Origin of the sequence: Caulobacter sp. HMWF025, assembly GCF_003060965.1 — a bacterium.
Lineage (GTDB): Bacteria > Pseudomonadota > Alphaproteobacteria > Caulobacterales > Caulobacteraceae > Caulobacter.
Genome location: NZ_QAII01000087.1, coordinates 7417 through 30401 on the forward strand (window position 1 = coordinate 7417; position 22985 = coordinate 30401).

19 protein-coding genes are annotated in these 22985 nt (G+C 66.1%); 13 read left to right on the top strand and 6 right to left on the bottom strand.

The window, feature by feature from the left end; all coding sequences use genetic code 11:
• The coding region (locus tag DBR10_RS10115; RefSeq protein ID WP_108556316.1) for a GumC family protein at window positions 1-2176 on the bottom strand (2176 nt) is incomplete at its 3' end.
• A gap of 129 nt (window positions 2177-2305) precedes the next feature.
• Window positions 2306-3598: an outer membrane beta-barrel protein gene (locus DBR10_RS10120; protein WP_158272256.1), complete on the bottom strand. Its 1293-nt coding sequence runs from the start codon at window positions 3596-3598 to the stop codon at window positions 2306-2308.
• Between the two features lie 291 nt (window positions 3599-3889).
• Between DBR10_RS10120 and DBR10_RS10125 the strand changes: the two genes are divergently transcribed.
• The 4 genes from DBR10_RS10125 (at window position 3890) to DBR10_RS10140 (ending at window position 7660) form a co-directional block, all read left to right on the top strand.
• The gene (locus DBR10_RS10125) at window positions 3890-5197 is read left to right on the top strand and encodes a UDP-glucose dehydrogenase family protein (protein ID WP_108556308.1); all 1308 of its coding nucleotides are present in this window, start codon (window positions 3890-3892) and stop codon (window positions 5195-5197) included.
• Window positions 5197-6174, top strand: coding sequence for an NAD-dependent epimerase/dehydratase family protein (locus DBR10_RS10130; protein WP_108505156.1), 978 nt, complete (start codon window positions 5197-5199; stop codon window positions 6172-6174). The genes DBR10_RS10125 and DBR10_RS10130 overlap by 1 nt, the downstream gene beginning before the upstream one ends.
• Window positions 6175-6336: 162 nt before the next feature.
• Window positions 6337-7332, top strand: a complete 996-nt coding sequence (galE, locus tag DBR10_RS10135; RefSeq protein WP_108505165.1) for a UDP-glucose 4-epimerase GalE — start codon at window positions 6337-6339, stop codon at window positions 7330-7332.
• Window positions 7333-7486: 154 nt separating this feature from the next.
• A complete protein-coding gene (locus DBR10_RS10140) occupies window positions 7487-7660 on the top strand; it encodes a hypothetical protein (protein ID WP_233243361.1) in 174 nt (57 codons plus the stop codon).
• Between the two features lie 21 nt (window positions 7661-7681).
• On the opposite strand, the gene DBR10_RS10145 is transcribed toward DBR10_RS10140, so the two are convergent.
• Window positions 7682-8335 carry a S24 family peptidase gene (locus tag DBR10_RS10145; protein WP_108490250.1) on the bottom strand — a complete coding sequence of 218 codons (654 nt, stop codon included), beginning with the start codon at window positions 8333-8335 and terminating at the stop codon, window positions 7682-7684.
• Between the two features lie 188 nt (window positions 8336-8523).
• Here DBR10_RS10145 and DBR10_RS10150 point away from each other — a divergent pair, with 188 nt between their 5' ends.
• From DBR10_RS10150 to DBR10_RS10185, 8 genes are all read left to right on the top strand, one after another.
• Entirely contained in the window at window positions 8524-9003 is a 480-nt protein-coding gene (locus DBR10_RS10150; RefSeq protein WP_108490251.1) for a MerR family transcriptional regulator, read from the top strand.
• Window positions 9004-9088: 85 nt separating this feature from the next.
• Window positions 9089-10882: an acyl-CoA dehydrogenase C-terminal domain-containing protein gene (locus DBR10_RS10155; RefSeq protein WP_108505158.1), complete on the top strand. Its 1794-nt coding sequence runs from the start codon at window positions 9089-9091 to the stop codon at window positions 10880-10882.
• 2 nt (window positions 10883-10884) lie between these two features.
• The gene (locus DBR10_RS10160; RefSeq protein WP_108505159.1) at window positions 10885-12048 is read left to right on the top strand and encodes an acyl-CoA dehydrogenase family protein; all 1164 of its coding nucleotides are present in this window, start codon (window positions 10885-10887) and stop codon (window positions 12046-12048) included.
• The gene (locus DBR10_RS10165) at window positions 12048-12425 is read left to right on the top strand and encodes a hypothetical protein (protein WP_108505166.1); all 378 of its coding nucleotides are present in this window, start codon (window positions 12048-12050) and stop codon (window positions 12423-12425) included. The genes DBR10_RS10160 and DBR10_RS10165 overlap by 1 nt, the downstream gene beginning before the upstream one ends.
• Window positions 12425-12916, top strand: a complete 492-nt coding sequence (locus tag DBR10_RS10170; protein ID WP_108505160.1) for an OsmC family protein — start codon at window positions 12425-12427, stop codon at window positions 12914-12916. The genes DBR10_RS10165 and DBR10_RS10170 overlap by 1 nt, the downstream gene beginning before the upstream one ends.
• A 27-nt stretch (window positions 12917-12943) precedes the next feature.
• Complete coding sequence (locus tag DBR10_RS10175) at window positions 12944-14149, top strand: acetyl-CoA C-acetyltransferase (RefSeq protein WP_062150336.1); 1206 nt, start codon at window positions 12944-12946, stop codon at window positions 14147-14149.
• Between the two features lie 12 nt (window positions 14150-14161).
• Entirely contained in the window at window positions 14162-16360 is a 2199-nt protein-coding gene (locus DBR10_RS10180; protein ID WP_108505161.1) for a 3-hydroxyacyl-CoA dehydrogenase NAD-binding domain-containing protein, read from the top strand.
• A 173-nt stretch (window positions 16361-16533) separates the two neighbouring features.
• Window positions 16534-17199: a hypothetical protein gene (locus DBR10_RS10185; RefSeq protein WP_108556309.1), complete on the top strand. Its 666-nt coding sequence runs from the start codon at window positions 16534-16536 to the stop codon at window positions 17197-17199.
• A gap of 78 nt (window positions 17200-17277) precedes the next feature.
• Here the strand turns inward: DBR10_RS10185 and DBR10_RS10190 are convergent, their stop codons facing one another.
• Complete coding sequence (locus DBR10_RS10190) at window positions 17278-19290, bottom strand: TonB-dependent receptor plug domain-containing protein (RefSeq protein ID WP_108505162.1); 2013 nt, start codon at window positions 19288-19290, stop codon at window positions 17278-17280.
• A 26-nt stretch (window positions 19291-19316) separates the two neighbouring features.
• A complete protein-coding gene (locus tag DBR10_RS10195; protein ID WP_108505163.1) occupies window positions 19317-19847 on the bottom strand; it encodes a hypothetical protein in 531 nt (176 codons plus the stop codon).
• Window positions 19848-20418: 571 nt separating this feature from the next.
• On the opposite strand from DBR10_RS10195, the gene DBR10_RS10200 reads away from it, so the two are divergent.
• Window positions 20419-21369, top strand: a complete 951-nt coding sequence (locus DBR10_RS10200) for a UDP-glucuronic acid decarboxylase family protein (protein ID WP_108505164.1) — start codon at window positions 20419-20421, stop codon at window positions 21367-21369.
• A gap of 4 nt (window positions 21370-21373) precedes the next feature.
• On the opposite strand, the gene DBR10_RS10205 is transcribed toward DBR10_RS10200, so the two are convergent.
• The gene (locus DBR10_RS10205) at window positions 21374-22912 is read right to left on the bottom strand and encodes a calcium-binding protein (RefSeq protein WP_108556310.1); all 1539 of its coding nucleotides are present in this window, start codon (window positions 22910-22912) and stop codon (window positions 21374-21376) included.
• Between the last annotated feature and the right edge of the window lie 73 nt (window positions 22913-22985).

Here is a 22985-nt window from a genome sequence, read left to right on the forward strand (position 1 = left end):
CGGCATCGCCATAACCCGAGCGGGCCTGTTCGCGGATATTGACCTGGGTCAGGGCCACGCCCGTCAGGCGGGCACCGACCGACTGCAGAAGGCGCAGACCGGCCAGAACCGCATTCCGGTGCGTGTGGCGCCAGCGGGTCAGGTACAGCACGCCGTCGCTCTTGGGAGCCAGGATCCGGGTATCGGCAATCGCGAGCACGGGGGCCGTGTCGAGCAGGACGTAGCGGAAGCGCTGGCGCAGGGCCACGATCAGCTCGTCCATGGCGGCCGAGCCGAACACATCCTGGACAACCGGGTCACCCTTGGCGATCGGCAGGAACACGGCGCTGGTCAGGTCGTCGCGCATCAGGCAGCGGTCCAGCGGAACCTTGCCCGAGAGGGCCTCGAGCAGACCGACGGTCGGCTCGTGCTGCGACACGCGGTGCAGGTTGCGGCGGCGCAGGTCGCAGTCAACCACGACCACCGAGTCCCCGGCCAGGGCCATGGTCCGCGCCAGGCAGACGCTGGTGGTGGTCTTGCCTTCACGGGGCAGCGACGAGGTGATGGTGATCACCCGCGACCCTTCACCCGGCACCGAGGCCAGCAGCGAGGTCCGCAGATTGCGGAAGCCTTCGGCGAAGGCCGACAGCGGCTTCTCGACGATGTAGCGGGTGGGCGAGGCCTTGCGGGCCGCTTCACCGCCGATGGTCGAGGACAGCAGCAGCAGGGAGCCCAGGTTCGGCAGGTCGAGGCGCTGCTCGATGTCCGACGAGGTGGAGAAGCCGGTGTCCAGCAGTTCCAGGATGATCAGCAGTGCCAGGCCGGCGACGATGGCGGCGACGAAGCCCAGCAGCAGGATCACGGGCACATTGGGCGAGCTCGGAACCGAGGGGGCCTTGGCACGCGACAGGACGCGGGCGTCAGACTGTTCGATACCCTGCTGGGCCGTGGTCTGCTTGAAGCGGTCGAGGAAGGATTGGTAGAGGGTGCGGACCGACTCGGCGTTGCGCTCAAGTTCGTTCAGGCGGACCGAAGCGGCGTTGTTCGACGCCAGGGTCCCGCGCGAGCGGCCGAGGCTGCTTTCGAGCGAGGCAACCTGGCCCTGGGCCGCCTGGGCCTTGGCCTGCAGGTTCGAGATGATCCGGCGGATTTCGGCCTGGATCTGGATGTCGATGTCGTTCAGCTGGGCCCGCGCCTTTTGCAGGGCCGGATATTGCGGGCCATAGCGGCCTTCCATCTCGGCGACCTGACGGCTGATCTCGGCACGCTGGCTGCGCAGCTGCTGCACGACCGGTGAGTCCAGCGCGCCGCCCACGTCGTCACCCGACGAGCCACGGGCCAGCTGGGCACGGGCCGTGTTGTACTGCGAAGCCTGGGCCGCAGCCTCGGCGCGCGATTCCGCCAGGCGGGTATTGAGGTTGGAAATTTCCTGCTCGGTGAGCGTATTGCCTTCGGCGCTCATCAGGCCGTTGGCGGCCTTGTATTGCTGCACCTGGGCTTCGGCCTGCTCGACCTGGGCCCGGAGACCGTTGAGGCGCTTGTCCAGCCAGTCGCTGGCCCCGCGGGTCGCCTCGAACTTGCTGTCGAGCTGCTCGAACACATAGCGGTCCGCAAACGCATTGGCGATCTTGGCGGCCATCTGCGGGCGCTCGGATTCGAACTCGATATTGATCACATAGGTCAGGCCCGAACGGCTGACCTTGAGGCCGCGCAGGACGGTGTCGACCACCACCTCATGGTCGCGCTGCTTGTCGGCGGCCGTGACCGGCGCCTTGGAGGTCTTGCCGAGCAGACCATCCAGCGAGGCCATCATGCCGGGCTTGCGAAGGCGCGGGTTGAACTCGGGATCCTGGTCGAGCTGCTGCTGGCGGACGACCTTTTCGGCGAGGGCGCGGGACCGCAGCACCTCGACCTCGGTGTCAACCACGCTGGTGTCCGCCGTCAGGCTGGACATGACCTGCTGCAGGTCCAGAACGTTCTGTTTGCGCGAGTCCAGCATGACCTGCGCCGTCGAGGTATAGTGTGGCGTCGCCTGAAGGGTCAGAAGGATCGCCAGACCAAAGACAACGAGGGCGGCCGCCCAGAAAGCGCGGGCCCGGCGACGGAACATCGCCAGATACCGACGCAGATCGATCTTGGGCAATCCGATCTCGTTATTGGAGTCGGAGATAACGGCCTTGGGCGTGCGAGCGTCCATACTCAGATCCTCAGTTCAAGCGCCGCTAGTGAGTGCTGGTTCGCGTCGAACAGCCCTTCATACGAGTTCTCAATCAGAGCGCGTTGACTTAACCTTAGACCGGCTCTGGTTAGCGAGACGTTAGAGACGTTAGAATTTGTAGGTCGTCGTCAGATAGAAGCGGTTCGTAGAGAAGTTGGTCCCCTTCTCAGACCCCGAAGAGTCCTGCTTGAGCCACTCGTAGCCGCCTTCCAGTCCTACCGTACGATTAAGAAGGTAAGTTACGCCTACACCGGCCGAGGGCCGTTTGTCGGTGCGCTTGATAGCACCCTTGAAGTCGTTCTTCTGGTAACCAACGCGCCCGCTGAGCAGGATGTTGCGCCGGAACTCATAGTCGGCGCGCAATTGGCCGGACGTGAGCAGGAAACCGGCAGCGCCGGCGAAATCGGTGTCTTCAATGCTCTGGGCGGCGACAGCCGACACCGTCAGCTGCGGCAGCGGAAAGTATTCCAGCCGGCCCCGCACCGAGGTTCCGTTGACGTCCCTGAAGGCGGCAGAGTCATAGGCCTGACGGGAATAGCCGACCGCCACGTCGCCCCGGATCAGGCTGGTGACGTCGAAGCTGGCCCCGAGCGCCGCATCGACGCCCTTGGAATCGCGCGAGTCGAGGCCGCTGCCGTTCTTGTACTTACGGGCATTGGCCGACAGACTGACAAAGACCGAGGTCGCGCCGCTGACCGCATATTCGGCCCGGCCGTTCAGGGAGCTGGCGACGCGGTCGCGGTCACGACCGGCGATCTTGCCGCCACCGATGGCATCGACGTCGGAATACTTCAGGTCACGAACGTCCGCCGAGGTCACGAGGCGGACGCGGCTGAGATCCTTGACCCCGCCGACATAGGCCTTGGCGACCTTGAATCGCACCGGCTCGGCCGCGCTGGGCGGAGCCGAGATCGAGGTGCGGGATTCGGTCGTCTGCTCGTAGGACGTGCCGCCCTGGAATGAGGTTCCGCGACCGGCGTCGAAGCGGCCGTTGCCGCCGAACGCCCAGTCAACCGCATCTTCGCGCGGGTGGTCCAGGTAGCTGCGGCTGTCGAGGCGGGCGAAGGCCGACACATAATGACGGGCCCACTGGGTCTCGGCGAGGACCGCCGGCCGGAAGCTGACGACGGCGTCGGCCTGGCCGGCAGCCTTGGCATAGATGTTGTCGTCGCTGGTAAGGCTGGCCGAAACGGTCGGATGCAGCATCAGGCTCTGCCAGCGGACACCGCGGGGATCCCATTCGGGCCGGGCCCGCTGGAGAACGCCCGTACTGCGTCCGCGCGCAAACAGGCCGGTCCGCTCGCCCATGGCGCTGCCGAAATCCGCCGTCTGGTCGCCCGGAATGCGATAGGCCTGGGCCTGGGCTCCGGTTGCGGTCGCCACCAGGGCGAGCGCGGACACGCAAACCATCAATCCTGAACGCATCAACAGACCCTATCGTTCGTCGCGCACCGACCGGCGCAGCCCCGGTCCTTGATACCCTATCAAGGACGGACTTCAATCCTCACGCGACCAGCCGTGTCCTTTTGGAAGCACGGAAAGGTCTTCGTGCAGCATTTCTGTCGCAAAGACGCCGCTATTCGTTAACGAATGGTCTCGGAAGTTCAATTTTAACATCCATTACGCAATCTCTTCGTGCATCCGCACCGGAGGCCTCCTAGTAGGGTCTCGACCTTTCACAAGGAGATCGACTTGCGCGTAGTGATGATCGGCACGGGCTATGTTGGACTGGTGTCCGGGGCGTGCTTTGCAGACTTCGGGCACGTGGTGACGTGCGTGGACAAGGATCCGGGCAAGATCGAGCGCCTTGAGCGCGGCGAGATCCCGATCTTCGAGCCGGGCCTGGATGATCTGGTGGCGCGCAATGTGCGCGAGGGCCGCCTGTCCTTCACCCTCGACGGTGCCGCCGCCATCAAGGAGGCCGATGCGGTGTTCATCGCCGTCGGCACCCCCACCCGCCGCGGCGACGGCCATGCCGACCTGTCCTATGTCTATGCCGCCGCCGAGGAGATCGCCGGCCTTATCGACGGCTTCACCGTCATCGTCACCAAGTCCACCGTCCCGGTCGGCACCGGCGACGAGGTCGAGGCCATCACCCGCCGCGTGCGGCCGGACGCCCAGTTTGCCGTGGTCTCCAACCCCGAGTTCCTGCGGGAAGGCGCCGCCATCGAGGACTTCAAGCGGCCCGACCGCGTCGTCGTCGGCACCGAGGACGAGCGCGCCCAGGCGGTGATGCGCGAGCTCTACCGCCCGCTGTCGCTCAACGAGACCCCGATCGTCTTCACCGGCCGCCGCACCAGCGAGCTGATCAAGTACGCCGCCAACGCCTTCCTCGCCATGAAGATCACCTTCATCAACGAGATGGCCGACCTCTGCGAAAAGGTCGGGGCCGACGTCCAGCAGGTCGCCAAGGGCATCGGCCTGGACAAGCGCATCGGCTCCAAGTTCCTCAATGCCGGGCCCGGCTATGGCGGCTCCTGCTTCCCGAAGGACACCATCGCCCTGGTCAAGACCGCCCAGGACTATGGCGCGCCCACCCGGCTGATCGAGACCACCGTCGAGGTCAATGACGCCCGCAAGAAGGCCATGGCCGCCAAGGTCGCCGCCGCCCTCGGCTCCGAGGACCTGGCCGGCAAGACCGTCGGCGTGCTGGGCGTGACCTTCAAACCCAATACCGACGACATGCGCGACGCCCCCAGCCTCGACATCCTCCCGGCCCTGCAGGCCAAGGGCGCGACCGTCCAGGCCTTCGATCCGGAAGGCGGCCACGAGGCGGTCAGGATGCTGCCCGGCGTGACCTTCACCACCGGTCCCTACGAGGCCGCCGAAGGGGCCGACGTCCTGCTGATCCTCACCGAATGGGACCAGTTCCGGGCCCTCGACCTCTCGCGTCTCAAGAGCGCCCTCAAGGCTCCCGTCGTCGTCGACCTGCGCAATGTCTACAAGCCCGCCGACATGGTCCGCGCCGGCTTCACCTATGTCAGCATCGGGCGGTCATGATGGGCTCAGGGCCCGTCATCGTCACCGGTGCGGCCGGCTTCATCGGGATGCATGTGGCCGAACGGCTGCTGGATCGCGGCGAGGCCGTTATCGGCATCGACGTCTTCAACGACTATTATGACCCACGCCTGAAGGCCGCGCGCGCCGCGCGGCTGGAAGGACGCCCGGGCTTTTCGATGGTCCGCATGGACATCGCCGAGCACGAGGCCCTGCTGGCCCTGGTGCGCGACAGCGGGGCCCGGCGGATCGTCCACCTGGCCGCCCAGGCCGGGGTCCGTTACTCGATCGACAATCCGTTCGCCTATGAGCGCTCGAACCTCGCCGGGCATCTGGCGGTGCTCGAGGCCTGCCGCCATGCGGGCGTCGAGAACCTGGTCTACGCCTCGTCGAGCAGCGTCTATGGCGACCGGCCGATCGACGGCGGTGGCTTCCGCGAGACCGATCCGGTCGACGCGCCGGTGTCGCTGTATGCGGCCACCAAGCGCTCGTGCGAGCTGATCAGCGCCAGCTATGCCCGCCTGTACGGCTTCCCCCAGTCGGGCCTGCGGTTCTTCACCGTCTATGGCCCGTGGGGCCGGCCCGACATGGCCTATTACGGCTTCACCCAGAAGATCCTCGCCGGCGAGTCCATCGAGGTCTATGGCGAGGGCAAGATGGCCCGCGACTTCACCTATGTGGACGACATTGTCGACGGCATCATCGGTGTGCTGGACCATCCCCCGCCCTCCGGCGGCCACGAGGTCTACAATATCGGTGACAGCCACCCCGTGGGCCTGATGGACATGATCACCACGCTGGAACGCACCCTGGGCCGCGAGGCCGTCAAGGTCCTGCGCCCGATGCAGCCCGGTGACGTGACCGCCACCTATGCCGATATCTCCAAGCTCAGGGCCCTGACCGGCTACCAGCCCAAGGTCGAGCTTGCCGAAGGCCTCGCGCGGTTCGCCGAATGGTGGCCGAGCTATCACGGGCAGTGACTCCGCCGCGCCCTTCCCCCCTGTTCGGGGCATGGCGCGCGGTGAACCAGGCCCTAGACGTACGGACGCCCCGCGGCTTCGCCGGCGGTTCCGGTCCCGGCCCTGCCGGACCGGGGCCCCGGCGGGAGTCCGGGACCTGATCTTGCCGATGACGGGATGACCATGACCGACCGCACACCGATCCTTGTCGCCGGAGGCGCAGGCTATATCGGATCCCACACCTGCCTGAGGCTGCACGAGGCCGGCTTTCTGCCGATCGTCTATGACAATCTCAGCAACGGCTGGGAGTCGTTCGTCCAGTGGGGTCCGCTGGAGGTGGGCGACATCAATGACGCCGCCCGGCTGGATGCCGTGCTGGCCAAGCACAAGCCCGCCGCCATCATCCATTTCGCCGCCTTTATCGAAGTCGGCTTCTCGGTGGCCGAACCCGGCGCCTTCTATGCCAACAATGTCGGCGGCACGATCACCCTGGTCGAGGCGGCCCGCCGGGCCGGGATCGACAGGCTGGTCTTCTCCTCGACCTGCGCCACCTATGGCGCGCCGGTCTATGTGCCGATGGACGAGAAGCACCCCCAGGCCCCGCTCAACCCCTATGGCCGCAGCAAGCTGATGGTCGAGCAGATCCTGGCGGACCTTGATCAGTACAAGGCCTTCCGCTCGGTGGTGCTGCGCTATTTCAACGCCGCCGGGGCCGATCCCGAGGGGCGGATCGGCGAGAAGCACGAGCCCGAAACCCATGCCATCCCGCTGGCCATTGCCGCCGCGCGGGGCGAGCGCGATGCCTTCACCCTGTTCGGCAGCGACTACGACACCCGCGACGGCACCTGCGTGCGCGACTACATCCACGTGCTGGACCTGGCCGACGCCCATGTGCTGGCCCTCAAATGGCTGCTGGACGGCGGCGAGAGCACGGCCTTCAATCTCGGCACCGGCGAAGGCACCACGGTGCGCGAACTGGTCGGGGCGATCGAGCGGCGCTCCAACACCCCCTTCCCCCTGATCCCGGCCGATCGCCGGGCCGGGGATGCGCCCAGCCTGGTGGCCAACAATGACAAGGCCCGCACGAAGCTGGGCTGGTCGCCGCGCTACACCCTGCAGGACATCATCGACCACGCCTGGGCCTGGCACGCCAACGGGGCCCTGACCCTGAAGCGCTGAGCGATGCCGGCTTCGCCTGCGACACCGTGTCGTGCAGGATGAACGGAACCTGAAGGGCCCGTTAAGGGTCTGTCCGCATTTCTGTGCCTACAGTGTACGGATCGACATCAAGGTCAGTTCCATGGCTTCCTTCACGCTTCGCCCTTCAGATCGTTTGCAATTCGACTCGCTGCTCGGCGAACTGAACACCCAGTTTCCGGCCGCCCATGTGGAAGCGGCCCATAACGACATCTGGGGCTCGTACCGCCTGGACGTGTCCTGCGATGCGCCGCTGGAAGGCGCGCTGGTCGCCTGGGTCGACAAGCACTCGACCTGCCCGCGCACCTGACAGCGGCCGCGGCGGCGACCCTTACTGACTGGCCCAGAGGATCCGCGCGATCCAGGCCACCTCGCCCCGGTCGAGGATCCGGTCCTCATAGTCGCGATTGAGCGAGGACAGCTCGATCGTGCGGGCGGTGACCCGTGCCAGTTCCTTGGCCATCACCTCGCCCTTTGTCGTCTTGACCACCACCCGGTCGCCGCGGCGCGGCTCGATCGACGGCGAAACCAGGATCCGGTCGCCGTCGCGAAACACCGGCGACATCGAGTCGCCGGCGATCTCCAGGGCGTAGACCCCCTCTTCCTGCAGGCCCGGAAAGGCGATCTCGTCCCAGCCCTCGCCGACCGGAAACCCGGCATCGTCGAAGAAACCGTCAGATCCCGCCTGGGCCAGGCCCAGTAGCGGAACCCCGCGTGCGGCCCCGCCCTGAAAAGCGGGACGGGCGCTCTCGGTCAGGGCGGCGAATTCTGAAAACCCGACCCCGGTCGCCTCCAGCACCTTGGCCAGGCTTTCGGTCGACGGCCAGCGCGGGCGGGCGTCTGCATCAGCGGACATGCGCTTGGAGCGGTTGAAGCTGGTCGGGTCCAGGCCCGCCATCTTCGCCATGGCCGACGGGCTCATGTCGAAACGCTTGGCCAGGGCGTCGATCGCGGTCCAGATTTCGGTATGCGAAAGGGCCGTCATGCCTGTCTTCCAGCGGCGGGGGAGCGTGAGGAAAATATGCCTTGGGCCTAGGAAAGTAAACCTATCCAGATTCCGCAGGTTGACGTTTACGTAAACGTTGACGTCAACGGAAGGCGGGGTTAGGGTGATCAACGATAATAAAGCGGCCCAGCCGCGTAGCTGGGCCTTTCCTCCTGGGAGGTTTCATGTTGGCTGATCTGCGGCGCCCCGAGCGCACCTTCACCATTCGGCAATTGTGCAACGAATTCAAAGCCACGCCGCGCGCGCTGCGCTTCTATGAAGACAAGGGCCTGCTGTGCCCCGCCCGCGAGGGCCTCAATCGCGTCTATTCCCACAAGGACCGTGTCCGCCTGCAGCTGATCCTGCGCGGCAAGCGCGTCGGCCTGTCGCTGTCGGAAATCCGCGAGATCCTCGACCTCTATGACGAGAACGACGACGGCGCGGCCCAGATGGCCCGGTCGCTGAAGAAGTTCCGCGAACGCACCGCGGCCCTCGAGCAGCAGCGCGAGGACATCGACGGGGCCCTGATCGAACTGCACCAGGCCTGCGCCCGCCTCGAACAGCGCCTGGCCGAGATCCGCCCCGACCTGCTGCCGCGCGCCGCCGACTATGACCAGGTGCTGCGCGCCCGGCTGGACGGTCACGCGGACGCCGTGCTCGGCAAATAGGGTTCAGCGGCGGCCTCTGCCCCGCCCGGGGCCGAGACCTCGCCGCCACCTCAACCACCACCGCCCTCCACTTCCAGGACCTTCCATGACCTACCAGCCGCCCGTCCGCGATCACGTCTTCATCCTGCGCGACATGCTGAACATCGATCAGCACAGCGCCCTGCCGGCCTTCGCGGACGCTTCCTTCGACGTCGTCGAGCAGATCCTGGAGGGGGCTGCCAAGTTCACCGGCGAGGTCCTGGCCCCGCTGAACACGGTGGGTGACAAGGTCGGCTGCGTTCTGGATCCGGCGACCAACACCGTCACCACCCCGCCCGGCTTCAAGGAAGCCTACAAGCAGTTGTGCGAAGGCGGCTGGACCGGTCTGGGTTCTGACCCGGCCTATGGCGGCCAGGGGCTACCCCATGTCGTCAACCTGGCCTTCAGCGAGATGTCGAGCTCGGCCAACATGGCCTTCTCGATGTATCCGGGCCTGGCCCACGGGGCCTATTCGGCCATCCATGAGGGCGGCACCGACGCCCAGAAGGATCTCTACCTGCCCAAGATGGTGACCGGCGAATGGACCGGCACCATGAACCTGACCGAGCCGCACTGCGGCACGGATCTGGGCCTGCTGCGCACCAAGGCCGTTCCCCAGGCCGACGGCAGCTACAGGATCACCGGCCAGAAGATCTGGATCTCGGCCGGCGAGCACGACATGGCCGACAACATCATCCACCTGGTTCTGGCCCGCATCGAAGGCGCGCCGGCCGGGGTGAAGGGCATCAGCCTGTTCATCGTGCCCAAGTTCCTGCCCAAGGACGACGGCAGCGTCGGCGAGCGCAACGAGGGTGCCAAGTGCGTGGGCCTCGAAGAGAAGATGGGCATCCACGGCAACGCCACCTGCGTCATGCAGTATGACGAGGCCAAGGGCTTCCTGATCGGCGAGGAAAATGCCGGCCTGAAGATCATGTTCGTGATGATGAACGAGGCCCGTCTGGGCGTCGGCATGCAGGGCGTGGCCCAGGGCGAGGCCGCCTACCAGGCCGCCGTCGCCTTCGCCAAGGACCGCCTGCAGGGCCGCTCGCTGACCGGGGCCAAGAATGCCGAAGGCCCGGCGGACCCGATCATCGTCCACCCCGACGTGCGTCGCATGCTGCTGGAGAGCAAGGCCCTGATCGAAGGCGGTCGCGCCTTCCTGTACTGGACCGCCCTGCACGGCGACCTGGCCCACGCCCATCCGGATGAGAAGGTCCGCGAAAAGGCCGCCGACTATATGGGCCTGATGACGCCGGTGCTGAAAGGCTACCTGACCGACAAGGGCTTCAAGATCTGCTCGGACGCCGTCCAGGTCCACGGCGGCAGCGGCTTTACCGAACACTTCCCGGTCAGCCAGTTCATGCGCGATTGCCGGATTGCCCTGATCTATGAAGGCACCAACGGCGTCCAGGCCCTCGATCTGGTTGGCCGCAAGCTGGCCTCCAAGGGCGGCCGCGCGGTCATGACCTTCTTCCAGGAAATCGACCAGTTCATCGGCGAGAACGACACCGACGAAGGGCTGAAGCCCTTCATCACGGCCCTGGCCGAGGTGAAGGCCCAGATGCAGGAGGGCACGATGTGGCTCATGCAGAACGGCCTGCAGAACCCGGACAATGCCGGCGCGGCCTCGACCGACTACATGCACCTCTTCGGCCTGACGGGGCTGGCCTACATGTGGGCCCTGCAGGTCAAGGCTGCCCAGGCCAAGATCGCGGCCGGCTCGTCCGATCCGTTCTATTCGACCAAGGTCGTCACGGCGCAATATTTCGTCGAACGCATCTTGCCTGACGCAGGGGCGCATCTGACCAAGCTGAAAACCGGTTCAGCGACCCTGATGGCGCTGCCTGCGGAGGCTTTCTGATCATGAGCGTGCTCAACGTCGAAAAACCGGCTTTCATGGCCGAAGAAGACATCGCGATCTTTGAGGACGCGGTCGGCAAGTTCTTCGATGAGCACGCGCCTGAAAACGTCGTGGCGACCTGGCGCAAGAACCACTGCGTCGATCGTGCGATGTGGACCAAGGCAGGAGAGGCCGGGCTGCTCGGCCTCTCCACGCCGGAAGAATACGGCGGGGCCGGCGGCGACTATCGCCACGAGGTCGTGCTGATGGAACAGCTGGGCCTGAAGGGCGTCGACGGCTTCGGCATCAGCCTCCACAATGCGATCATCATGCCCTATCTCGTCCACTACGGGACCGAGGAGCAGAAGCGCCGCTGGCTGCCGAAAATGGCGACCGGGGAACTGGTCGGCGCCATCGCCATGACCGAGCCGGGCGCGGGCTCGGACCTGCAGGGCATCAAGACCAGCGCCAAGAAGGTCGGCAACCAGTACGTCATCAACGGCTCCAAGACCTTCATCACCAACGGCCAGACCGCCAACCTGATCATCGTGGTCTGCAAGACCGACCCGGCGGCCGGGGCGCGCGGTACCTCGCTGATCCTGGTCGAGACCGACGGGGCGGAAGGTTTCGAGCGCGGCCGAAACCTCGACAAGCTGGGCCAGGAAGCCCAGGACACCTCGGAACTGTTCTTCAATGACGTAAAGGTTCCGACCGAGAACCTGCTGGGTGTCGACGAGGGCCAGGGCTTCTTCCAGCTGATGGGCCAGTTGCCCCAGGAGCGCCTGAACATCGGCGTCCAGGGTCTGGCAACCATCGAGCGGGCGCTTGAGCTGACCATCGCCTACGTCAAGGAGCGCAAGGCGTTCGGCAAGGCGATCCTCGACTTCCAGAACACCCAGTTCGTGCTGGCCGAGTGCAAGACTGAAGCGACCGTGGCCCGGGTGTTCATCAACCACTGCATCGCGCAGCACCTGGCCGGCAAGCTGGACGCCGCCACCGCCTCGATGGCCAAGTACTGGGTCAGCGACCTGGAGAACAAGATCGTCGACCGATGCCTGCAGCTGTTCGGCGGCTATGGCTTCATGAACGAGTACCCGATCGCCCGGATGTACAAGGACAGCCGCATCCAGCGCATCTATGGCGGCACCAACGAGATCATGAAGATCCTGATTGCGAGGACCCTGTGATCATCTCGCTCGCCCTTCTGGCCCAGGCCGCCGCCCCGGCGGTGGTCAAGCCGGCACCCGACGCCCGGTCTGCGGTGGTCTGCGTGCGCGCCGAAAAGGGCGGGCGGCGCCCCCTGACCTTCAGCGGCCAGCTGGTCGGCAAGCGCGCCCAGCCCGGCGCGTTCAAGCTGCCGCTGACGCCGGGGGCCGATGTCTGCTACACCCTGCTGCGCTCGAAGATCGCAACCTGGAGCCTCGAGGTCACCACCTCGGGCTTCACGGCCTGCACCCTGCCGGCCCCGGAGTTCGGCCAGCGCGTCACCTACAGCGCCAAGGCCGGCGCCCGGGGCCTGGTCTGCAAGCCGCTGGGCAAGAGCCCGATCGGGACCTGGAAGTAATGTCGGTCCACACCGCCACCGTCAGCTGGGCCCTGAAACCGGACGAGGACTTCGCCCGGGGCCGCTACAGCCGCGCCCATACCCTGGCGTTCGACGGCGGCGCGACGGCACCGGGCTCGGCCTCGCCGTCGGTGGTGCCCCTGCCCTGGTCGGATCCGGCCGGCGTCGATCCTGAAGAGCTGTTCGTGGCGGCCCTGTCGTCGTGCCACATGCTGACCTTCCTGGACCTGGCCCGCCGGGCCGGTTTCCGGATCACCGCCTATGCCGACACGGCGCAGGGGGTGATGACCAAAAACGATCATGGGGCCCACTGGGTCAGTGCCGTGACCCTGCGCCCCGCGATCACCTATGAGGGCCCCTCGCCCGACGCGGCCGCCGAGACGGCCCTGCACGAGGCCGCCCACCACGCCTGTTTCATCGCCAATTCGGTCCGCACGACTGTGCGGGTCGAGCCGGCGATCCTCCCATCCCGCCAGGGACAACCCGTTTAAAAAAGATACGCAGGAAGGAGCCATCCAATGGCCGACGCTTATATCTTCGATGCCGTGCGGACCCCGCGCGGCAAGGGCAAGAAGGACGGATCTCTGCACGAGATCACCTCGCTGTCCCTGGCCACCCAGGTTCTGGAGGCCCTCCGGGACCGCAACAACCTCGACACGTCCTATGTCGACGACGTCGTGCTGGGCTGCGTCGCCCCCGTCGGCGAGCAGGGCTCCGACATCGCCCGCACCGCCGTGCTGACCGCTGACTATGCCGAGAGCGTGGCCGGCGTGCAGATCAACCGCTTCTGCGCCTCGGGCCTGGAAGCCGTGAACATGGCCGCCGCCAAGGTCGCGTCCGGCGAGGCCCAGCTGGCCATCGGCGGCGGCGTCGAGAGCATGAGCCGCGTGCCCATGGGCAGCGACGGCGGCGCCTGGCCGACCGACCCGTCCTCGGCCTTCAAGACCTATTTCGCGCCGCAGGGCGTTTCGGCCGACCTGATCGCCTCGCTGTACGGCTTCAGCCGCGATGACGTCGACGCCTATGCCGTCGAAAGCCAGCGCCGCGCCGCCGCCTCGTGGGCTGATGGCCGCTTCAAGAAGTCGGTCATCGGCGTCAAGGACCAGCTGGGCATCACCATCCTGGATCATGACGAGACCGTACGCGGCTCGACCACCATGCAGACCCTGGCCTCGCTGAACCCCTCGTTCACGGGCATGGGCGAAATGGCCTTCGACGCCGTGGTCACCCAGCGCTATCCGCAGGTCGAGAAGATCAACCACGTCCACCATGCCGGCAACAGTTCGGGCATCGTCGACGGCGCCGCCGGCGTGCTGATCGGCACCAAGGAAATGGGCGAGGCCCTCGGCCTGAAGGCCCGTGGCCGCATCAAGGGCGCCGCCTCGATCGGCAGCGAACCCTCGATCATGCTGACCGGCCCCTCGCTGGTCACCGAGAAGCTGCTGAAGAAGCTGAAGATGGAGGTTAATGACATCGACCTCTATGAGCTGAACGAAGCCTTCGCCGCCGTCGTCCTGCGCATGATGCAGGCGCTGAACATCTCGCACGACAAGATGAACGTGAACGGCGGCGCGATCGCCATGGGTCACCCCCTCGGGGCCACCGGCGCGATGATCCTGGGCACCATGCTCGACGAGCTGGAGCGCTCCGACAAGGAAACCGCCCTGATCACCCTGTGCGTCGGCGCCGGCATGGGCACCGCCACCGTCATCGAACGCGTCTAAGGAGCTAACACCATGGAAAACTTCAAGATCGAGGTCGATTCCGACGGCGTGGCCCTGGTCACCTTCGACGTGCCCGGCCGGACGATGAACACCCTGACCGCTTCGGTGATCAAGGAAATCGGCGACGTCGTCGAACGCATCAAGAGCGACGCCGCAATCAAGGGCGCCGTCATCACCTCGGGCAAGACCACCGGCTTCTGCGCCGGCGCTGACCTGGGCGAACTGGGCGGCAGCGGCGGGATCGGCGGCGGCGGCTCGGGCGAAGAAGGCCTGAAGGCCGCCTTCGAGGCCGGCTTTGCGCTCAACAAGGCGTTCCGTGCCCTGGAAACCTGCGGCAAGCCGGTGGCTGCGGCCATCAACGGCCTGGCGATGGGCGGCGGTCTCGAGATCGCGCTCGCCTGCCACTATCGCGTCGTAGCCGACAATCCCAAGATCCAGCTGGCCCTGCCGGAAGCCAAGGTGGGCCTGCTGCCGGGCGCCGGCGGCACCCAGCGCCTGCCGCGCCTGATGGGCGTGATGAACGCCGCGCCGTACCTGCTGGAAGGCAAGTCGATGAAGCCGGCCGAAGCCCTCGGAGCCAAGGTCGTGCACGAAGTCGTCGCCGCCGACCAGGTGGTCGAGGCCGCCAAGACCTGGGTCAAGACCAAGGGCGACCCGGTCGCCCCGTGGGACAAGAAGGACTTCAAGCTGCCCGGCGGCGGTCCCTATTCCCCCACCGGCAGCCAGGTGTTCGTGATGGGCAATGCCATGCTGCGCAAGCAGACCTATGGCAACTACCCGGCCCAGCTGAACATCCTCAAGGCCGTCTATGAAGGCACCCAGGTGCCGTTCGACGCCGCCCTGCGGATCGAGACCCGCTACTTCCTGAAGACCATGATGACGCCCCAGGCCAAGGGCATGATCCGCACCCTGTTCCTCTCCCTGCAGGAGCTGGGCAAGGGTTCGGGCCGTCCGGCCGGCGTGCCGCACTATGACGTCAAGAAGGTCGCCGTCCTCGGCGCCGGCATGATGGGTGCGGGCATCGCCTATGTTCAGGCCATGGCCGGCATCGAGAGCGTGCTGATCGACCAGACCCAGGAAGCCGCCGAGAAGGGCAAGGGCTATGCCGAAGCCCTGGTCAAGAAGGCCGTTTCGCGCGGCAAGATGACCGCCGAGAAGGGCGAAAAGATCCTCGCTCTGATCACCCCGACCACGGACTATGCGCTGGTTGCGGGCTCGGACCTGGTCGTCGAAGCGGTGTTCGAAAACCGCGAAGTGAAGGCCGACGTCACCAAGAAGGCCGAGGCCCAGCTGGCCGAGACCGCGATCTTCGGCTCCAACACCTCGACCCTGCCGATCACCGGCCTGGCCAAGGCTTCGGTGCGTCCGGCCTCGTTCATCGGCATCCACTTCTTCTCGCCGGTCGACAAGATGGGCCTGGTCGAGATCATCATGGGCGAACAGACCTCGCAGGAGGCTCTGGCCAAGTCGATCGACTACGTCCTGAAGATCAAGAAGACCCCGATCGTCGTCAATGACAGCCGCGGCTTCTACACCTCGCGTTGCTTCGGCACCTTCGTGCAGGAAGGCCTGGAAATGATGGCCGAGGGCATTGCCCCGGCGATCATCGACAATGTCGGGCGCGCCACCGGCATGCCGCGCGGTCCGCTGGAGATGAACGACGACGTCGCCCTCGACCTCTCCTACAAGATCGGCGAGCAGACCAAGAAGGACCTCGGCGACAAGTACGAGGAGCGTCCGTTTGCGCCGGTCCTCGAAAAGATGGTCGTCGAGATGGGTCGCCTGGGCCGCAAGAACGGCAAGGGCTTCTATGACTATCCGGAAAGCGGCGCCAAGCGCATCTGGCCGGGCCTGGCCGAACTGATGCCGGTGACCACCCCGGACGCTGACAAGGCCCTGATCGAGGAGATCCGCACGCGGCTGCTCTATCGCCAGGCCGTGGAAGCCGCCCGCTGCTTCGAGGAAGGCGTCATCACCGATCCGCGTGAAGCCGATGTCGGGGCCATCCTGGGCTGGGGCTTCGCGCCCTGGACCGGCGGCCCGGTCAGCCTGATCGACGGCGTCGGCCTCAAGGCCTTCGTCGAGACCTGCGACGCCCTGGCCCAGAAGTTCGGTGCCCGCTTCACGCCGCCCAAGCTGCTGCGTGAAATGGCCGAGAAGGGTGAAACCTTCTACAGCCGCTTCGGCGTCAAGACGAAGGCGGCGGCATAAGCCTCCTCCATCGCTGAACGAAGAGAGGGCCCGGCGGCAACGTCGGGCCCTTTTTCATGGCCGAACCGCAGGGCCCGGCCCGTTCATTTCAGCGCAGCCATGTTCCCGTCATGCTTCGGCCCCACCGCGTCCCTAAGGCGGAGGCCGGACACAACGGGTGAGACGGCAAACGGATGACGGCGGCGCTCGCCCTGACAGCTGAAGGGCCGGCCCCCGTACGGCGGCGGCGTCCGACCCGGAGCCCGTGGATCCTGCTGGCCTCGCTGGGCGCGCACCTGCTGGCCCTGGCGGCCCTGGTCGCCGGAGCCGACATCATGCCCCAGAGGGTCGAGCCCCCGGCCTTCAGTGTCGAGCTGATTGATCCGGCAGCCCCTGTACCGTTGCGGGCCCAGCCGGTCCGGCCCCGGCCCTCGCCAGACCTGCCCCGGCCCGCCGCCGCGACACCGACGGCGAGAACCGAGACCCTTCCTCCGGCCACGCCCGTCCTGCCGACCGTTCCGGCGACCCCGGCCGAGGCCGTGGCGCCGCCCGGCTTCAGGGCCCGCAGCCTAACCGGGGGTGGCGAAGCCCTGAGAGAGGCGGCCCGCAGCGGCATCGGCTGCCGCAATGCCGACCTTCTGGCCCTGACCCGGGCCGAGCGCGCCGGCTGCGACGAGACCCTGGGCGACAGGCACAAGAACGGCCCGGCCCTCTATGCGGTGATCGATCCCGACAAGAAGGCCGCCTTCGACGGGGCCTGCAAAAAGGACGACGACTGGTGCCTCTACCGCACCGGCAAGGGCCCCTATCCCGGTCTGATCGCGCTGGGCCGAAAGAAGAAGATCAAGGATTGGGACTAAGGTCCCGAGGTCCGCAGCCCCAAACGAAAAGGGCCCCGCCTTGCGGCGGGGCCCAGGTCGTTTCCCGAAGGACTGGACTTACCAGCTCTTGGAGAGGGTCAGTTGCACGCGGCGCTCGGCATAGAGGCCGGTGGTCTGACGCTGGGCGTCCTTCAGCAGGTTCTGGCCGCTCAGGGCGACGGTGAAGCCACCGTCGAAGTTGTGAGCCACACGACCCGACAGGGTGGCAAAGCCCTTGACCTTCGACTGGGTGGTGCTGGTCCAGCTGGTGAAGTCGCTGACATAGCGAAGATGGCCGTCAACGGTCCACGGACCCTTTTCCCAGCCGACGATCAGGTTGCCACGGCCCTTGGGGGTGCTGTGGGCAAAGTCGGTCAGGCGGATCGCCGGGTTGTAGCCGGGAGCCGGATCGTCAGAGACGTCGGTCCAGGTGTAGTCACCGCTCCAGTGCAGGCCGGTGGCATATTTGCCGGTGGCCGAAACCTCGACGCCGGACATCTTGGAGTCCCCGACATTGCGGTAGCTGAGCGCCGGATAGGTGGTGGCGGTGGGGGCAACATCCAGCTGCGAGGAGCTGAGCTGGCCCTTCACGTCCTCGGTCTTCTGGGTGAAGAGCTTGACGCCGGCCCGGCCATTGATGGCCGGCAGGCTGCGGTCATAGGTCAGTTCATAGTTGGTAACGACGGTCGGCTGCAGCTTCGGATAGCCCATGACGGCGACCGTGAAGGGGCCGACCGGGAAATAGAGCTGCAGACCGCCCAGGTCGATCAGGGTCGGGACCTGAACACCGCGGGCAGCGGTGGCCCGAACGGTATCGGCCGGGGTGGCCCGCCAGACCGCGCCAAGATTGTAGCTGGTCTCGCTGATCTCGCGATCCCACAGGGCGTTGTTGGCCATGGGGAAGCCGACCGGGAAGCTGCCCGTCCGCTCCATTGACATCTTGTCCGCGCGCGCCGCCGCCGTGACGCTGAACTGGTCGGTGACCGCCCAGTTCCACATGCCCGAGAAGGCATTGACGTCATAGCTGACCGTGCCGCCGCGCAGGGGCGCCGTGTCGATGGTGTTGTGGCGGTGCTCGAAGCCCACCCGGAAGGTGTGGCGGGCCCCGATCTTGAACAGGTCCTGGGCGCTGAGCACCGTGATCTTGTTGTCGAACACGGCCGGGAGGCCACCTGTCAGGCGGTACTTGCCGGTCAGGCTGTTCTGATAGGCCGAGAACTCCAGCGAACCGATCTTGCTCTCGGAGGCCAGCGAGACCTTGGTCGAGGAGGTCAGGTACTTGGTGGCCGAATAGTTATAGACCGAGGTCATGCTGGAAAGGCCGACATTTGAGGTGGTGGCCTCAAAGCGCAGCTCGGTCTTGGGCGTCAGGCTGGCAATGGCGTCAACACTCAGATTGATGCGCGACGGATCCTGGACGCCGAAGGCCGGAGCCTTGACGGTGTTTTCCCACTCGTTCTCCTCGCGGGCCCCGAACGACAGGCGGGCAGCGAGGTTGTCGCCGAGCTTGGCGGTATGGACCAGAGAGACTTCGCGCTGGCCTTCGGTGCCGACCCGGGCGGTGACGACGTTGGTGGAGTCATATTTCGGGTTGAAGGTGATGATGTTGACCACGCCGCCGACGGCGTTGAAGCCGAACAGGGCGCTGTTGGGGCCCTTGACCACCTCGATCTGGCGGATCTCGTCCAGCTGCACCGGCAGGGTCGCCCAGGCGGTGTAGCCATAGTGGTCCAGATAGACCTGGCGGCCGTTGATCAGCACCAGCAGGCGCGGCGACATCGCCTGGTTGTAGCCGCGGACGCTGACGTCGGCGCCGGCAGCACCCCAGTTCAGCACGTCGAGGCCGGCGACGCGGCTCAGAATGGCCGGCAGGTCGCTGGCCCCCGAGCGCTTGATCTCGGCGGCCGAGATGATCTGCATGTCGACCGGGACTTCGGTCGAGCGCTGCGGAGAGCCCGTGGCCGAGGTGGTGACCGGTTCGTTGAACAGCTGTTCCATCGCGCCGTAGTCGATCGACTGGGCGGAGGCGGCGGTGGCCGAGGCCAGGATGCAGAGGCCGACCGAAGCGCCGGCGAAGAGAGTCGTTTTCATGGGTGTGTCTCTTTCGATGGCTGTGATCAGACTTCGCGGATCATCATGCGGAAGGCGGCCTTGAAGACCGCGCCGACGGCTGCGGCAGCCGAGCGGCTGACGACGATCTCCACCTTCGGATCGGCCGAGACGCTCATGACGCAGGCCCCGCTCGTGGCACAGCCGACATCGGAGCCGATGGTTATCAGCTTCTTGGCCTTAGCCGCAGCGCCGACCGGACCGGCATTGACGCCGGTGGTGATGTAGAGGGCGGTCACGCCCGAGACGCTGGCGACGTCACCGGCTTCAACCGGCTTGCCGACCACCGTCAGCGCCCCGGCGCTCATGCCGCCGCCGATGGCGGCCATCAAGGCGTTCTTCTCGGCGACCGAGGCGGGCTTGGACGGATCGAAAACCACGCCCAGCGTGGCTTTTCCGGTCGGGCCATTTTCGAGGAAGGTGAGCGCACGGCCGGCGACCTGGAGGTCCTTGGCGGCATCGGCGTGGGCGGCGAGAGGCGTGGCTGCGAGCGTCAGGGCGCTCAGGACAAGCACGCCAGGCTTGAACTTGTTCGACATTCTGTTGATCCCCAGCCCGTGGTCGTTTCGGGCTTTCTGACATCAACTTCGCGTTTCGGCGGTAAACATAGAGTAACCGTATTCGGCAAAACCGCGTTTTCCATGTTTTTGCCCAAGTAAATACAAGATTAAGCACTGGTAATACCTCGACATACCTTCAGATTTTCACGCGGACAGATGCGCTTTGCGTCTCTAGATCGATCTATATGGAAAATTGTGCTTAGAGTTAGCGAGGCCGGATTACAGAGCCGGAAAGATCAGCGCCAGTGCATCACTGTGGTATGGCCAGACATCGCCCGGCCCTACCGGCGCTCTAGACGCGCTCAGGATCACGACAAACCCGGCGCCGGGCATTTTGTCGCAGGGTCGAGATTTCGGCTTTCGCCCTCTCAAAGGCCGGGTTTCGAAGCCTGGGCGGGACTGACGGCACCCCGGTCGGCACCAGGGACAGGTGCCGGAGCGGCCCCCAAACCAGCGGCCAGGTGTCGTTGATCCGGGCCCGGCCGACCGCTCGGGTCGACGTGCGCCAGACTCACGCTAGGGTGAAGCGAACCTTCGGGAGTGGACGGTCATGACGCGTATCCTGGTCACCGGCGGCGCCGGGTTTCTCGGCTCGCACCTGTGCGAGCGCCTCCTGGAGGCCGGCCACGAGGTGCTGTGCGTCGACAATTTCTATACCGGTGCCCGACGCAACGTGGCCCATCTGCTGGGCAACCCGAATTTCGAACTGATGCGGCACGACGTGACGTTCCCGCTCTTCGTCGAGGTCGACGAGATCTACAATCTCGCCTGCCCGGCTTCGCCGATCCACTACCAGCATGACCCGGTCCAGACGACCAAGACCTCGGTCCACGGGGCGATCAACATGCTGGGCCTGGCCAAGCGCCGGCGTGCCAAGATCTTCCAGGCCTCGACCAGCGAGGTCTATGGCGACCCGGCCATTCACCCCCAGATCGAGTCCTACTGGGGCAATGTGAATCCGATCGGGATCCGCTCCTGCTATGACGAGGGCAAGCGCTGCGCCGAGACCCTGTTCTTCGACTATCACCGCCAGAACGGCCTGCGCATCAAGGTCGCGCGCATCTTCAACACCTATGGCCCGCGCATGCACCCCAATGACGGGCGGGTGGTCTCCAACTTCGTCGTCCAGGCCCTGAAGGGCGAGCCGATCACCCTTTATGGCGAGGGGCTGCAGACCCGCTCGTTCTGCTATGTCGACGACATGGTCGAGGGCTTCATCCGGCTGATGAACACCGGCGACAACGTCACCGGCCCGGTCAATCTGGGCAATCCCGGCGAGTTCACCATCCGGGCCCTGGCCGAGATGGTCGTGGCCCAGACCGGCTCGCGCTCGACCATCACCTACCTGCCCCTGCCGTCCGACGACCCGCGCCAGCGCCGGCCTGACATCAGCCTCGCCCGCGAGACCCTCGACGGCTGGCAGCCGACGATCGACCTTGAGCAGGGCCTTGCCCGAACCATCGCCTATTTCGACGGCCTGCTGAAAAGCGGCGCGGCCTGAGGCGTCAGGCTACCAGCAGGTCGGAGAGCGTCAGGGCCGGACGGCCGGTCAGGACGGCGATCTGCACCTGGTCGGCATTGTCGCCGCCCGTGGCGTCGAACCACAGCCCTCCCGTCGCGGTATCGTAGAGCAGGCTGGGCCGGCTATCGGTCGCTACCGGAGCCGCTCCCGCGACAAAGCCGAGGTCGGCGAGGCTGGTGACACCGAACCCGGTGCCACGTAGCTGGATCTGGTCGACCCCCGAGACGAAATCGGTGATCCGGTCCACGCCCTGGCCGGCCAGCGCGCTGTCGAAATAGAAGATGTCACTGCCACCGTTGCCGGTCAGGGTGTCGTTGCCGGCCATGCCGGCCAGCAGGTCGGCGCCGGAAGACCCGATCAGGGTGTCATTGCCGGCAGCCCCGAACACCTTCGAGCCCTGGGCATGGGCGAAGCCCTGGAAGTTGCCGGTGCCGATAAAGATCAGGGTCTCCACGGCGGACGCCGCCTTGGCACTGTTCAGGGTGGTCAGCATGCGGTCCGCCCCCTCGCCCGGGACCTCAGCCACGATGTCGTTGACGTTGTCGACAAAGTAGACGTCATCGCCCAGCCCGCCGACCATCCGGTCGGCACCGCCCCGGCCGTCGAGGGTGTCATTGCCCGTGCCGCCGGTGATCACATTGGCGAGGGCATTGCCGAAGCCCTGGAAACGGCCCGATCCCGTATAGGTCAGGTTCTCGACATTGGCTCCGATCTGATAGGCCGAGAACGCGGTCTTGACCGTATCCAGACCCTGGTCGAGCCCCTCGATGATCACGTCGCCCAGATTGTCGACGATGTAGGTGTCATTGCCACCGAGCCCGATCAGCCGGTCAGCCCCGGCTCCGCCGTCCAGCAGGTCAACACCCGCGCCGCCGGTGATCACATTGGACAGGGCATTGCCCGTGCCCTTGAAGGCCGACAGACCCGTATAGGTCAGGACCTCGACATTGACCGGCATCACATAGGTCGGCAGGCTGACCCTGACGGTGTCATAGCCCTCGTCGAGCCCCTCAACGACATAGTCGCCGAAATTGTCGACGGTATAGAAGTCATTGCCGCCCAGACCGATCATCGTGTCGGAGCCGCCCTTGCCGTCCAGAACGTTGGCGTGCTGATTGCCCTGGAGGACCTGGCTGAACTCGTTGCCGGTCAGGTTCACGCCCGGGTCGCCGGTCATGGCCTGGACCCGTTCAACCGCGACCCCGGCCGCCAGCACATAGCTGCTTTTCACGAAAATCGTGTCGTCGAAGCTCCCCGCCGCGACCTCGACAATGACATCCAGGCTGTCGGCCCAGTACCAGTCGTCGCCGCCGCCACCGGACAGGGTGTCGCGGCCCGCCCCGCCGATCAGGACGTCAAAGCCAAGGCCGCCGTCGAGGCTGTCGTCGCCGTCGCCGCCCTCAAGTGTATCGGCCCCGGCCCCGCCCGACAGGACATCCTTGCCGCCGGCGCCGCGAAACCAGTCATCTGCGCCGGAACCGGTCAGGGTATCGTCGCCCTCACCGCCATCGATCGTCGCCATCGGAAGCCCCCGTCGCCGCCCGCCCGGTCGGGGCAGACTCGCCACGACACCCGTCCACGGCCAGCTCTATCAA

What these genes read in the sequence shown, in the direction of transcription:
- DBR10_RS10130 (WP_108505156.1), top strand. Translation starts at nt 5,197, where the DNA reads ATGGGCTCAGGGCCCGTCATCGTCACCGGTGCGGCCGGCTTCATCGGG.
- DBR10_RS10145 (WP_108490250.1), bottom strand. Translation starts at nt 8,335, where the DNA reads ATGACGGCCCTTTCGCATACCGAAATCTGGACCGCGATCGACGCCCTG.
- DBR10_RS10160 (WP_108505159.1), top strand. Translation starts at nt 10,885, where the DNA reads ATGAGCGTGCTCAACGTCGAAAAACCGGCTTTCATGGCCGAAGAAGAC.
- DBR10_RS10185 (WP_108556309.1), top strand. Translation starts at nt 16,534, where the DNA reads ATGACGGCGGCGCTCGCCCTGACAGCTGAAGGGCCGGCCCCCGTACGG.
- DBR10_RS10180 (WP_108505161.1), top strand. Translation starts at nt 14,162, where the DNA reads ATGGAAAACTTCAAGATCGAGGTCGATTCCGACGGCGTGGCCCTGGTC.
- DBR10_RS10155 (WP_108505158.1), top strand. Translation starts at nt 9,089, where the DNA reads ATGACCTACCAGCCGCCCGTCCGCGATCACGTCTTCATCCTGCGCGAC.
- DBR10_RS10195 (WP_108505163.1), bottom strand. Translation starts at nt 19,847, where the DNA reads ATGTCGAACAAGTTCAAGCCTGGCGTGCTTGTCCTGAGCGCCCTGACG.
- DBR10_RS10205 (WP_108556310.1), bottom strand. Translation starts at nt 22,912, where the DNA reads ATGGCGACGATCGATGGCGGTGAGGGCGACGATACCCTGACCGGTTCC.
- DBR10_RS10175 (WP_062150336.1), top strand. Translation starts at nt 12,944, where the DNA reads ATGGCCGACGCTTATATCTTCGATGCCGTGCGGACCCCGCGCGGCAAG.
- DBR10_RS10170 (WP_108505160.1), top strand. Translation starts at nt 12,425, where the DNA reads ATGTCGGTCCACACCGCCACCGTCAGCTGGGCCCTGAAACCGGACGAG.
- DBR10_RS10200 (WP_108505164.1), top strand. Translation starts at nt 20,419, where the DNA reads ATGACGCGTATCCTGGTCACCGGCGGCGCCGGGTTTCTCGGCTCGCAC.
- galE (WP_108505165.1), top strand. Translation starts at nt 6,337, where the DNA reads ATGACCGACCGCACACCGATCCTTGTCGCCGGAGGCGCAGGCTATATC.
- DBR10_RS10190 (WP_108505162.1), bottom strand. Translation starts at nt 19,290, where the DNA reads ATGAAAACGACTCTCTTCGCCGGCGCTTCGGTCGGCCTCTGCATCCTG.